The organism is Neomesorhizobium albiziae, from assembly GCF_900114255.1.
GTDB classification, from domain to species: Bacteria; Pseudomonadota; Alphaproteobacteria; order Rhizobiales; family Rhizobiaceae; genus Neomesorhizobium; species Neomesorhizobium albiziae.
In genome coordinates this window covers 1-12,625 of sequence record NZ_FOSL01000037.1, presented here as the reverse complement: position 1 = coordinate 12,625, position 12,625 = coordinate 1, and the positions used below count along the sequence as shown (strand labels likewise).

The 12,625-nt window shown below is 64.3% G+C and carries 8 protein-coding genes; 4 read left to right on the top strand and 4 right to left on the bottom strand.

All coding sequences use genetic code 11. The features are described from left to right. Positions 1 to 147 precede the first annotated feature (147 nt). Both clpP and F3H98_RS28105 read right to left on the bottom strand, forming a co-directional pair. The gene (gene clpP, locus F3H98_RS28110) at positions 148 to 780 is read right to left on the bottom strand and encodes an ATP-dependent Clp endopeptidase proteolytic subunit ClpP (protein WP_149763977.1); all 633 of its coding nucleotides are present in this window, start codon (positions 778 to 780) and stop codon (positions 148 to 150) included. A 229-nt stretch (positions 781 to 1,009) separates the two neighbouring features. After that, the gene (locus tag F3H98_RS28105) at positions 1,010 to 2,113 is read right to left on the bottom strand and encodes an NAD(P)/FAD-dependent oxidoreductase (RefSeq protein WP_149763975.1); all 1,104 of its coding nucleotides are present in this window, start codon (positions 2,111 to 2,113) and stop codon (positions 1,010 to 1,012) included. Between the two features lie 204 nt (positions 2,114 to 2,317). On the opposite strand from F3H98_RS28105, the gene F3H98_RS28100 reads away from it, so the two are divergent. The 4 genes from F3H98_RS28100 (at position 2,318) to F3H98_RS28085 (ending at position 7,399) form a co-directional block, all read left to right on the top strand. Continuing rightward, positions 2,318 to 3,571, top strand: coding sequence for a cytochrome P450 (locus tag F3H98_RS28100; protein ID WP_149763972.1), 1,254 nt, complete (start codon positions 2,318 to 2,320; stop codon positions 3,569 to 3,571). 77 nt (positions 3,572 to 3,648) lie between these two features. Further along, a complete protein-coding gene (locus F3H98_RS28095) occupies positions 3,649 to 4,533 on the top strand; it encodes a DMT family transporter (protein ID WP_149763970.1) in 885 nt (294 codons plus the stop codon). A 209-nt stretch (positions 4,534 to 4,742) separates the two neighbouring features. Next, positions 4,743 to 5,201, top strand: coding sequence for a (2Fe-2S)-binding protein (locus tag F3H98_RS28090; protein WP_149763968.1), 459 nt, complete (start codon positions 4,743 to 4,745; stop codon positions 5,199 to 5,201). A 2-nt stretch (positions 5,202 to 5,203) separates the two neighbouring features. Then, on the top strand, positions 5,204 to 7,399 hold the full coding sequence (locus F3H98_RS28085; protein WP_149763966.1) for a xanthine dehydrogenase family protein molybdopterin-binding subunit: 2,196 nt from the start codon (positions 5,204 to 5,206) through the stop codon (positions 7,397 to 7,399). 90 nt (positions 7,400 to 7,489) lie between these two features. Here the strand turns inward: F3H98_RS28085 and F3H98_RS28080 are convergent, their stop codons facing one another. Then, positions 7,490 to 8,527: a serine hydrolase domain-containing protein gene (locus tag F3H98_RS28080; RefSeq protein ID WP_149763964.1), complete on the bottom strand. Its 1,038-nt coding sequence runs from the start codon at positions 8,525 to 8,527 to the stop codon at positions 7,490 to 7,492. Positions 8,528 to 8,664: 137 nt separating this feature from the next. Continuing rightward, positions 8,665 to 12,147: a DNA polymerase III subunit alpha gene (gene dnaE / locus F3H98_RS28075; protein WP_244621957.1), complete on the bottom strand. Its 3,483-nt coding sequence runs from the start codon at positions 12,145 to 12,147 to the stop codon at positions 8,665 to 8,667. Between the last annotated feature and the right edge of the window lie 478 nt (positions 12,148 to 12,625).

The following is a 12,625-nucleotide window of genomic DNA, read 5'->3' as shown; positions in this document are numbered from 1 at the left end:
GCGGCTGCCCCGTCTGAAAGCTAAGCCGTCGAAGCTCAACATAGACTTAACGTAGGATGCCGGCCGCGTCGAGGGAACAGCCATTTGTGACAGAAATGACGCACAATCTTTCAAAAATAAGTCATCTCCGTCGGCTGGACCAGCGAGTTATTTCGCCGCAACCGCGTCGATCGTCTCGCGCGACGAAATCACCTTGTCGATGAGGCCGAAATCCTTGGCTTCGTCGGCGGTCATGAAATGGTCGCGGTCGAGGGTTTTCTCGATTTCCTCGTAGGACTTGCCCGTGTGCTTCACATAGACCTCGTTGAGGCGGCGCTTCAGCTTGATGATGTCCTGGGCGTGGCGCTCGATGTCGGAAGCCTGGCCCTGGAAGCCGCCGGAAGGCTGGTGCACCATGATGCGGGCATTCGGCGTGGCGAAGCGCATGTCCTTTTCGCCGGCGCACAGGAGCAGCGACCCCATCGAAGCTGCCTGGCCGATGCACAGCGTCGAAACCGGCGGCTTGATGAACTGCATCGTGTCGTAGATCGCCATGCCGGAGGTCACGACGCCGCCCGGCGAATTGATGTAGAGGTTGATCTCTTTCTTCGGGTTTTCGGCTTCGAGGAACAACAGCTGCGCGCAGACCAGCGTCGCCATGCCGTCCTCGACCGGACCGGTGATGAAGATGATGCGCTCCTTGAGCAGGCGCGAGAAGATGTCGAAAGCCCGCTCGCCGCGATTGGTCTGCTCGACGACCATTGGCACGAGATTCATGTAGGTATCGGCGGGGTGCTTCATAAAACGGCCTTTTCAGGAGGAGAGTTCAGCGCCAGACGGGCTGAATCGGTTGTTCCGGATTTCTTTCTAAATAGGACGCCCGAACCCGTTCGCGCAAGGCCGGCGGCTTCCGGCCAGCCATTTGGGCAGGAGTTTGCATCCGGCAGGCTCTTATACTGCCAATTCCGCGGGAACTGCGAACCCTTGGCCGCATCATGGAGCGAGACTTGGCGCCCCCTTGAGGGTTGTTTCAAACCTTCTCCGCCCGCAGCCAGCGCTTCAGCCCGTCGACATCGCCGTCGCCGATGGCTTTTGCCACGCGACGCCCCACCGCCGCACCGAACTTGTAGCCGTGGCCGGAGCAGGCCGACACGACCAGACACTTTTCCCTGTCGTGCGCCATGAACTTCTCGTCGGCGGTGAAGGTGTAGGCGCAGGTGACCACCTCGGTCACCCGATATTCGTCGATCCGCGCGATCGGCGGTGAAAACAGGTTGCGGATCGCCTCGCCCTCGCCCGGCACCGGATCCCGGTTCCAGTCGGCGTCGCTGGTCGGCACCTTGTGCAGGCCCGAGCCGAACTTCATGCCGGCGCCGCCCGAAGGCGGGATCATGTAGCCATCGGTCTTTCCGCCGACATCGAGGATAACAGGTGCTGCTTCCCATGCCGCCTTCAAGTCCGCGGGCGGCTCGGCGTAGGCCAACGCCGTGCGAAAGGTCTTCAGTTCGCCGCCGAGTTCCGGAAACAGTTTCAGCACCCAGGCGCCGGCGGTTACCACGATGCGGTCGGCCTCCATTGACTCACCGCCATCGAGCGTCACCCGCCCGGTTTCCGCGTCGACCGCGACAACCTTGCTGTCTTCATAGACGTTGGCGCCGTTGGCCCGCAGCCATTCGGCCATGCCGGCGGCGATCTTCCTGCAATGCAGGGCGCCGCCGTCCGGCGAAAAATAGGCGTAGCGGAACGTACCGGCCTCAAGGAACGGCCAGCGCGCCGCTGCCGCCTCGGGTTCCAGCAGTTCGATCGGCCAGCCGCCCTCCTCCATGCCTTCGCGGTATTCCTCCGCCTCGTCGCCTTCTTCTCGCGATACGCACAAAAATCCGCGCGGATCGAGATGGCTCTCCCCGAGATCGGCCCACAGCTCGTCCCAGGCTTCATAAGCCTCGGTGATCAGCGCGCCATAGCCGCTGTTGGCCCGGTAAGCGCGCCGAATGATGCGGTGGTGATCGCCCGACGCCGCCAGCGGGTTGGGAATCTTGCCCTGCTCGACGATCGTCACCCGGTGCCCAGCCTTGACCAGCGACCATGCGGTGGAAAGTCCGGCAATCCCCGCGCCCACCACGATCACATTCATTCACTGTCCTTCCCGCACTGGCTCGCTGGCCCAACCGGCAGCGGAGCCCGGCCAAACATACGGTCTGGCCTCGCCAAGGCAAGGCAGGCCAGGGCATTTTGCAGCCGGGTGGAATCACCTGGCGTCGCACAAATGCGGCTAAAACAAGCAGATAGAGCGGAATGCCCGGTTCACCTTGAGTGCATTCCGCTCTAATGAGCCCGCATGACCGAACACGTTCCGCCACCCTACCTCGACTTCCACCCGGCCACCCGCCGCCTGCGGCTCGATCCGCACGAGCCGGCATTCTTCCAGAATCCCTACGAGGCCTATGCCTGGCTGCACACGCAAGACGGTGCGTTCTTCTGGGAGGATTTCGGCTTCTGGTGCTTCGGCGGGTATGACGACGTCAACCGGCTGCTGCGCGACCGCAAGTTCGGGCGCCAGAACCCGGCCGGCATTCCCGACAGCCGTGGCGTCGGAGAGGACCGCTCGCATCTTGCCGCCTTCGATGCCGTCGAAGCGAATTCCATGCTCGAGCTTGAGCCGCCCGTGCACACGCGGCTGCGGACGCTGGTCAACCGTGCCTTCGTCTCGCGGCAGGTCGAACGGCTGAGGCCTCGCGTCGAAGCGCTCGCCAACGAACTGGTCGACCGCTTCGAACCCGGCCAGCCTGTCGACCTGCTGCCGGCCTTCGCTGCGCCGCTGCCGATTACCATCATCGCGGAAATGCTCGGCGTTCCCGTCGAGATGGGCCCGCAACTGCTCGACTGGTCGCATGAGATGGTGGCCATGTACATGCATGGCCGCAACCGGAACACCGAGGACCGCGCCAACGCCGCGGCGCGTGAATTCTCCGATTTCCTGCGCTCCTATGCGGCCGAGCGGCGCAAGCAACCCGGCGACGATCTTTTGTCATTGCTCCTGTCCGCCCAGGAAGACGGCCAGAAGCTCAATGAAGACGAACTCGTGTCCTCGACCATTCTCCTGCTCAACGCCGGCCACGAGGCGACGGTCCATCAGGCTGGAAATGCGGTGCGTGCGCTGTTGAGCCAGGACGGCGATGTCAGCCGTTTCTTCACGACGCCCGAGGCGACCGCCGCGACTGTCGAGGAGTGCCTGCGCTTCGACGCTCCGCTGCACATGTTTACACGTTACGCCTATGAGGAGATGGACGCCGGCGCCGGCGTTTCCGTCAAACCCGGAGAGCAGGTCGGCCTGCTGCTTGGCATGGCCAATCACGATCCCCGCGCTTTCGCCAACCCCGCCGCATTCGAGCCGCAGCGTCCCGATCAGAAAAACGTCTCGTTCGGCGCCGGCATCCATTTCTGCATCGGCGCGCCGCTCGCCAGGCTGGAGCTCCAGGTCGCGCTGAAAGTCCTGTTCGACCGGCTGCCGAACCTGCAACTGGCCGAAGAACCGCGTTTCCGCGACACCTATCATTTCCATGGGCTGGAAAGGTTGACCGTCAGTTTCTGATCGGCTTCGCTCTGGACCATGCGAAAGGCAGGCCCAAGCGGTTGCGCCCTCAGGCTGCGATTTGCCACATAGCGCCCATGGCCCCCGAACCGTCAAATCTCAAAGCAGTTCTCTGGATGGCCGGGGCGATCGCCTGCTTCATGACCATGGCTGTGGCGGGCCGCGCCACCACCGACGTGCTCAACGTTTTCCAGGTGATGGAAATGCGTTCGGTGATCGGCCTCGTGATGTTGATGCCGCTGGTTTATCTCGCCGGCGGGCTGCGGGCGATGAAAACGGCGCATCCGTGGCGGCATGTTCTTCGCAATGTCACCCATTATGCCGGCCAGGCGGCCTGGCTCTATGCGCTGACGCTGATCCCGCTTGCGGAACTGATCTCCATCGAATTCACCGCCCCGATCTGGACAGCCATTCTGGCGGTCACCCTGCTCGGTGAAAGACTGGATATCGGGCGTGTCGCCGCGATCGTGTTTGGCCTGATCGGCGTCGCCGTCATTGTGCGGCCTGGGCTCGATACCGTAAACCCCGGGCACCTGGTAGTGCTGGGTGCTGCCGTCGCATTCGGCATCTCCGTGGTGCTGACGAAGATGCTCACCCGCACCGAGAGCGTCGTGCGGATCATCTTCTGGATGCTTGTGATCCAGTCGATCATCGGGATCGTTCCCGCCCTGCAGGTATGGAAGAACCCGCCGCTCGAATTGTGGCCGTGGATCCTGCTCATCGCCTTCTCCGGCGCTTTCTCGCATTTCTGCATGGCGCGCTCGCTGGCCTATGCCGACGCCACCGTCATCATGCCGATGGATTTTCTGCGGGTGCCACTGGCCGCGCTGATCGGCTGGCTGCTCTACAACGAGCAGGTCGACATCTTCACCGCCGCCGGCGCGGCATTGATCCTGTTGGGCAACCTGATCAACCTGCCGCGGCGAAGCCGCGCGAAGGAACCGGAAACGGTTATCCCCTGAGTCGCCACGGCTCATTCCGCTTCAAGGTCTCTCACGCGGTTTTGCCCGCATCCTCTTTGACTTCACGATTGCGCGATTGGCCCGCACCCTGTCTTGCCGTGGGTGGCGCTGCCACTCTAGGCTGAGGTCAGCTACGCCTCGACGCCCTGCGTCCCGTGCCCAGCCAACCGAGGCGTAAGCACCAATTGCTCGAAAGAGGAGAGCATTCCATGGTCGCTTTTACCCTCAATGGCGAAGCGCGCACGCTCGACGCTGACCCCGAAATGCCGCTGCTCTGGGCCATCCGCGATGTGATCGGCCTGACCGGCACGAAGTTCGGCTGCGGCATGGCGCAGTGCGGCGCCTGCACGGTCCATATCGACGGCACACCGACCCGCTCCTGCCAGACCGCGATCGGCGATGTGGAAGGCATGTCGGTGACGACGATCGAAGGCCTTTCCGGAAAGGTCGGCGAAACGGTGCAGACCGTCTGGGCCGAACTCGACGTGCCGCAATGCGGCTACTGCCAGTCCGGCCAGATAATGTCGGCGGCAGCACTGCTGGTGGAGACCCCGAAACCAACCGACGAAGACATCGATTCGGCGATGAGCGGCAATCTCTGCCGCTGCGCCACATACCAACGCATCCGCGCGGCAATCCATGAAGCCGCCCACCGTCTGGAGGCATGATCATGCTGCCACATCGCATCGAACTCGCCACCGCACGGCCTTCGCGCCGCCAGTTTCTCATCGGAACCGTCGCCACGGCCAGCCTGGTGATCGGCTACCGCCTGATCGCCGCCGACCCGGCAATGGCTGAAGACGCGGCAAAGCCGCCAGCCAATCCGTTCCAGGCCTATGTCGAGATCAGCCCGGACAACCGGATCGTCATTCACTCGTCTCAGTTCGAGATGGGACAAGGCTCCTATTTCGGCATTGCCACGCTTGTCATGGAAGAACTCGACGGCGACTGGGCGCAAGTCGATGTCGTCGGCGCCTCCGGCAATGCGGCGCTCTATGGCAACCTTGCCTGGGGCGGCGTCGCGCAGGGCACGGGCGGCTCCACCTCGATGACCTCGTCATGGCAACGCTACAGGCAAGCAGGTGCGGCGGCACGCGCCATGCTGGTCGCAGCGGCCGCCAAGCAGTGGAACGTACCGGCCGGTGAAATCAGCGTCGCCTCGGGCGTCCTCTCGCACCCGTCGGGAACGAAGGCGACATTCGGGGAGTTGGCGACTGCCGCGGCAGGCATGCAGGTGCCATCCGAACTGCCGCTGAAACAGAAAGCGGAATGGACGCAGATCGGCGCGGACGGGCTGAAGCGCTACGATTCCGCCGGCAAGACCAACGGCACCGAGGCCTACACGATTGACCTGAAGATGGACGGCCTGCTGACTGCCGTGATGATCCATCCGCCGAAATTCGGCGCCACGGTGAAGAGCTTCGACGCAGCCAAGGCAAAGGCGTTCGATGGCATCGTCGATGTCGTGCAGACGCCGCGCGGCGTCGCCGTCGTCGGCAACAACATGTGGACGGCGTTGAAGGGCCGCGACCTGGTGATCGTCGAGTGGGACGAAGCCAAGGCCGAACAGCGCGGTTCAGCCGAAATCCTGGATCAATACCGCAAGCTCGCGGCCGAGCCGGCGAAGGCGAACGCCCGCAATGACGGCGATGCCGTGACGGCGCTTTCCTCCGCGGCAAGCACGGTGGAAGGCAGCTACGAGTTCCCCTATCTCGCCCATGCCTCGCTGGAACCGCTCAACGCGATTGCACGGATCGGCGACGACGGCACCGTCGAAGTGTGGGGCGGGCATCAGATGCCGGACCTCTATCAGGCGGTCGCCGCGCAGGTCGCCGGCGTGACGCCCGACAAGGTGAAACTGCATGTGATGAAGACCGGCGGCAGTTTTGGCCGCCGCGCGGTCGCCGACGCCGACCTGATTGTCGAGGCGGTCGCCACCGCCAAGGCGCTCGGGCCGGGCAAGCCGGTCAAGATCCAGTGGACACGCGAAAACGACATGCGCGGCGGTCGCTACCGCCCAGCCTATGTGCACGCGATCAAGGCGGGCCTCGACAAGGACGGCAAACTGGTCGCGCTGCACGATCATATTGTCGGGCAGTCGATCCTGGGCGGCTCGCCCTTTGCCGCCATGATCCAGAATGGCGTCGACGCCACTTCGGTCGAGGGCGCTTCCAACCTGCCCTACGCGATCCCCAACGTGAAGATCGATCTGACCACCACCGACGTGAACATCCCGGTGCTTTGGTGGCGGTCGGTCGGCTCGACCCACACCGCCTATGTGATCGAGACATTCGTGGACGAACTTGCCGTGGCCGCCAAGCGCGACCCGGTCGAGTTCCGCCTGTCGATGCTGGAGAAACACCCCCGGCACGCGGCGGTGTTGCGTCTTGCCGCGGAAAAGGCCGGCTGGGACAAACCGCTCGCGGAAGGCCGCTTCCGTGGCGTCGCGCTGCATGAGAGTTTTTCGACCTTCGTGGCTGAAGTTGTCGAAATCACCTTCAAGAGCGCCAGCGACTTCAGCGTCGACCGCGTCGTCTGTGCGGTGGATTGCGGCATCGCCATCAACCCCGACCAGATCCGCGCGCAGATGGAAGGCGGCATCGGCTTCGGGCTCGGCGCGATCCTGCAGGAGGAATTGACGCTGACCGGCGGCGTGGTCGACCAGGAAAACTACGACACCTATACGCCGCTGCGCATCGACCAGATGCCGAAGGTCGAGGTGCATATCGTGGCGTCCGACGAGCCGCCCACGGGCGTCGGCGAACCCGGCGTGCCGCCGATCGGACCGGCGGTCGCCAATGCGTTGAGGGCGGCCACCGGCAAGACGATCCGCAGCCTGCCGATCTCCAAGGGGCTGTCGGCTTAGGACTTTGTATTGACCCGGCCGGGTTGAGGATAAGCCCGGCCGGAACAGCCAAAACCAGCTCTCATTCGTGGCGATTGCCGCGGATTGCCTTCAGCCCGGCTCGGCTGCGCCTGCCTCCACCGCTGCGATGATGTCGGCGGCAAGCCCGTGCAGTTCGTCGCGGTATCCTGTGCGTGCAGCCGGATTGTTCTCGTTCGAGGTCATGGCGATGGTGAGCTGGAGCGCCGGCACGATGTAGAGCATCTGGCCGCCATACCCCCAGGCATAACGTACGTCCTGCCCGCCGATCTCGCACAGGAACCAGCCGTAGCCGTAGGCGTCGCCGGTGAATCGCGAATTGGTGCGATGCTGCCAGGAAAGCTCGATCCAGCCCGGCGATATCAGTTGCCGGCCGTCCGGCGTCTTGCCGCCATTGCGGTAGAGCTCGCCGAAGGCCAGCAGCGAGCGCGTGCTCATCGCCATCTGGTTGCCTCCGAGATAGATGCCCTGCGGATCGCGTTCCCAGCCTCCGATCGAGAAATTCTCCAGCGGTCCCAGCCATTCGCGGGCAAGTTCGCGCGTCGAGCGTCCGCTGGCGCGAGTGAGGATGGCGGAGAGCAGATGTGTCGAGGCTGTGGAATAGAGCATGGCGCCGCCGGGCTCGTCGACGAAGGGCTGGGCGAGCGCGGCGCGCACCCAGTTGCGGCTCGACACCCAGCGCCCATAGTTGGGACCAGACATCCGCTCCAGCCCCGCCTGCATGGAGAGCAGGTTGCCGACAGTGATCTTCTCCAGGCGCGGATCGGGATTGTCCGGCAAGTCGCGGGCAAGCAGCGGCGCGATCTTCTGGTCCACTCCTTCCAGTACGCCCTTGTCGATGGCGATGCCGACCAGCGCCGAAATGACCGACTTCGACGCCGACTTGATGTTCGTGGAAGCCGCCACCGAATTTCCGCGATAGCCGCGCTCGGCGACGACCGCGCCATTGCTGGCGACCATCACCGCCTTGAGCTGATCGAGTTCCCCTGCCCGCTCGAGTACGTCGGGAAGCCGGGGCTTTCCTTCTTCCAGCACCGCGGCCTGTTGCGCGAAAGCCGGGCGTGAGACGGAGGAAAGGGCAACGAGGGTGAGAAGAGCGCGTCGGTCCATAGACCCGCGCTAGGCAAAGCGCGCGGCAAAATCGTGACCTCTAACGGCCAAAGCGCTGTATTCACGCGGACGTGACCAGCGAAGCGCACACCCTCCCGCCATTTGCCGGCCGGCATGGCGACTTTTTGGATCAGACACTAAACCAGTTCCACCTCGACGACACCGCTCACAGCCCGCATCGCTGAGGCGATCTGCGGCGAGATGCGGTAGCGGTTGGGCAGTTCCACCTCGACCTCGCCCGCGCCGTCTTCCTTGATCACGACGAGGCTGACCTGCCCCTCACCCTTGGCCGAAAGCTGGGCGGCAAGCGTGCCGAGCGGCGTGGTGTCGCGGACATAGACGCGCAGCGCCTTCTGCACCTGGCTCGCCACCTCGTCCAGAAGCTGCACCGTCTGGATGCGCAGGTTGACGCCTTCGGGCCTGTCCTCCGCGGCCACCGTTATGATCACCGATTTGCCGGCCTCCAGGATGTCGCGATACTGCGCCAGCGCTTCCGAAAACAGCACCGCCTCATACTGGCCGGTGGTGTCGGAAAACTGCACGACGCCCATCTTGTTGCCGGTGCGGGTCTTTCGCTCCTGCTTCGAGGTGACCGTGCCGGCGAGCCGCCCGGCAGCGGCGCCGCGCTTCACCGCAGCGGAAAACTCCGCCCAGTTCTGCACCCGCATCTTGGCGAGCGCTGCCTTGTATTCGTCGAGCGGATGCGCCGAGAGATAGAAGCCGACCGCCTGGAATTCGCGGTGCAGCTTGTCGGCGGGCAGCCAGGCATCGGCGGCAGGAAGGTGCAGCGTCGCCGCCTGGCCGGTCGTGGCCATGCCGAAAATATCGGTCTGGCCCGACATGGCGTTTTCCTGCGCGCGCTGCGCCATGCCCATCATGCGCTCGACGCCGGCCATCATTGCCCCGCGCTCGTGGCCGAAACAGTCCAGCGCGCCGGCGGCGATGAGGCTTTCGAAGACCCGCTTGCCGACGACGCGCGGATCGACCCGCTCGCAGAAATCGGCAAGGCTCGAAAACGGCCGCTCCTTGCGTTTCTCCACGATGTGTTCGACCGCGGCGTCACCGACCCCCTTCAGTGCCGCCAGCGAGTAGAAGATGCGGTTCTCGCCAACTTCGAACGGCCGGAACGAGCTGGCGACCGAAGGCGGCACCACGTCGATGCCGAGCCGCATCGCGTCCTGGCGGAAATCCGCCAGCTTGTCGGTGTTGCCCATGTCGAGCGTCATCGAGGCGGCGAGGAATTCGACGGGATAATGCGCCTTCAGATAGGCCGTCTGGTAGGAAACGATGGCATAGGCGGCGGCGTGCGACTTGTTGAAGCCGTAGTCGGCGAACTTGGCCAAAAGGTCGAAGATGAAATCGGCCTGCGGCTTGGAAAGCCCGTTCTTGACCGCTCCGTCGACAAAACGCTCGCGCTGCTTGTCCATCTCGGCGCGGATTTTCTTGCCCATGGCGCGACGCAGAAGATCGGCTTCGCCGAGCGAATAGCCGGAAAGCTCCTGGGCGATCTGCATCACCTGTTCCTGGTAGACGATGACCCCTTGGGTCTCCTTCACCAGATGGTCGATCTTGGGATGGATCGACGCCAGTTCCTCCTCGCCATGTTTTCTGGCGTTGTAGGTCGGGATGTTCTCCATCGGGCCGGGGCGATAGAGCGCGACCAGCGCGATGATGTCCTCGATGCGGTCCGGGCGCATGCCGATGAGGGCCTTGCGCATGCCGGCACTTTCCACCTGGAACACGCCGACCACCTCGCCGCGCGACAGCATGGCGTAGGTATCGGGGTCGTCGAGCGGGATGGTCGCGAGATCGATGTCGATGCCGCGGCGGCGGATCAGCTTCACCGCGGTTTCCAGCACAGTCAGCGTCTTAAGGCCGAGGAAGTCGAACTTCACCAGACCGGCCTGCTCGACATATTTCATGTTGAACTGCGTGACCGGCATGTCTGAGCGCGGATCACGGTACATCGGCACCAGTTGCGACAGGGGCCGGTCACCAATGACGATGCCGGCGGCGTGCGTCGAGGCGTGCCGGTAAAGCCCTTCGAGCTTCTGCGCCATAGCCAGCAGCGTTTCGACGATCGGCTCCTTTTCCGCTTCCTCGGCGAAGCGCGGCTCATTGGCGATGGCGTCCGCCAGCTTGACCGGATTGGCAGGATTGGCCGGCACCATCTTGCAGAGCCGGTCGACCTGGCCGTAGGGCATCTGCAGCACGCGGCCGACGTCGCGCAGCACGGCGCGCGCCTGCAGCGTACCAAACGTGATGATCTGGCCGACCTGGTCGCGGCCGTATTTCGACTGCACGTAGCGGATCACCTCCTCGCGGCGGTCCTGGCAGAAGTCGATGTCGAAGTCGGGCATCGACACGCGGTCGGGATTGAGGAAGCGCTCGAACAGCAGCGAGAAGCGCAGCGGGTCGACGTCGGTGATGGTCAGCGCATAGGCGACCAGCGAACCGGCGCCAGAGCCGCGGCCGGGGCCGACGGGAATATCATGTGCCTTCGCCCATTTGATGAAGTCCGAAACGATCAGGAAGTAGCCCGGGAACTTCATCCGTTCGATGATGCCGAGCTCGTATTCGAGGCGCTCCCGATATTGCTCCGGAGTGTAGCCCGCCGTCAGGCCGCGTGTCGTGAGCCGCATCTCCAGGCCTTCATGGGCCTGGCGGGCCAATTCCTCGGCCTCGACCTTCACAGCGGCATCCGCGTCGGCGGCGTCGCGGGCGGCAAAGCGCGGCAGGATCGGGTTGCGGTTCTTCGGATAGTAGGAGCAGCGCCGGGCGATCTCGACCGTGTTGTCGATCGCTTCGGGAATATCGGCGAAAAGAGCCGACATCTCGGCCTGGCTCTTCAGGAAATTGTCGGGCGACAGGCGGCGGCGGTCGTCGGTGGCGACGACCGCGCCCTCGGCAATGGCGATCAGCGCATCATGCGCCTCGTAGTCGTCGCGGGTCGGGAAAAATGCCTCGTTGGTGGCAACCAGCGGCAGGTCGTGGCGGTAGGCGAGTTCGATGGTCGCCGCCTCGACCAGGCGGTCATAGCCGGCTGGACGCGACAGCTCGACATAGAGCCGATTGCCGAAAAGCCGGCTGAGTTCGCCGAGCCGGGCTTCGGCAATCGCGGCATGATCGGATTTCAGCGCGGCGCCGATCGGCCCGCGCTCGCCGCCGGTCAGGCAGATGATGCCATCCGTTTGCCCATCCAGCGCATCGACGGGCAGGTGGACGCCGTCTCCCGGAGGAATGTCCAGATACATGTGGCTGACCAGCCGGACGAGATTGCTGTAACCAGCCTCGTTCGCCGCGAACATCACCACCGGAAAGAGATCGAGCGCCTTGCGGTTATAGCCACGCTTGCCTTCATTGGCCTCGGCGGCGAAGGCAAGGTCGATCTGGCAGCCGATGATCGGCTGCACGCCATCCTTCACCGCCTTCTGGGCAAATTCCAGCGCGCCGAACAGGTTGTTTGTGTCGGTGACGGCGATGGCCGGGGCTTCGTCCTTCACCGCATGATCGACGATCTTGCCGAGCGGCAGGGCGCCCTCGAGCAGTGAATAAGCCGAATGCACGCGCAAATGGATGAAGGGTCGCGCTGCCGCCGCCGGCCTCGTGGCCAGCGCCATCGCCTCGCGCTTCAGCGGGTCGCGTGGAAGTCTCTCATCCGCCATGGGGTTCGCGCCGCTCGAAAGGACTCAACTCGATGCGGAATGTATTAGCCGGGAGCGCCCGGTGCCAGCCCGATCGGCGGCCGACCACAGCTTTCGGCTTCCTGTCTCCCTCCCCTCGATGGGGAGGGTGGCCCGCAGGGCCGGGTGGGGTGATGGCTGATGTGCGGATATCACCCCCTCCGCCTCCCCTTCGACAAGCTCAGGGTCGGCACCTCCCCCTCGAGGGGGAGGAGGGCGTCGACGTTGCGGCCGACCGCCTTTGCTCCGCTCTGGTCTGCCGGCTTGTCTATAAGACCCCCTCTCCGGTTTGCTGCGCAAACCACCTCTCCCCCGCTTCGCAGGGGCGAGGAACCCAAGCTGGAAGGGCGCTGGCATCGCGGCAGCGGTTCCTCGCCCCTGCGAAGCGGGGGAGAGGTGTCGAGGCGAAGCCGAG

Coding starts and splice junctions, on each gene's coding strand:
- clpP (WP_149763977.1), bottom strand. CDS start 780: ATGAAGCACCCCGCCGATACCTACATGAATCTCGTGCCAATGGTCGTC.
- F3H98_RS28095 (WP_149763970.1), top strand. CDS start 3,649: ATGGCCCCCGAACCGTCAAATCTCAAAGCAGTTCTCTGGATGGCCGGG.
- dnaE (WP_244621957.1), bottom strand. CDS start 12,147: ATGGCGCTGGCCACGAGGCCGGCGGCGGCAGCGCGACCCTTCATCCAT.
- F3H98_RS28100 (WP_149763972.1), top strand. CDS start 2,318: ATGACCGAACACGTTCCGCCACCCTACCTCGACTTCCACCCGGCCACC.
- F3H98_RS28105 (WP_149763975.1), bottom strand. CDS start 2,113: ATGAATGTGATCGTGGTGGGCGCGGGGATTGCCGGACTTTCCACCGCA.
- F3H98_RS28085 (WP_149763966.1), top strand. CDS start 5,204: ATGCTGCCACATCGCATCGAACTCGCCACCGCACGGCCTTCGCGCCGC.
- F3H98_RS28080 (WP_149763964.1), bottom strand. CDS start 8,527: ATGGACCGACGCGCTCTTCTCACCCTCGTTGCCCTTTCCTCCGTCTCA.
- F3H98_RS28090 (WP_149763968.1), top strand. CDS start 4,743: ATGGTCGCTTTTACCCTCAATGGCGAAGCGCGCACGCTCGACGCTGAC.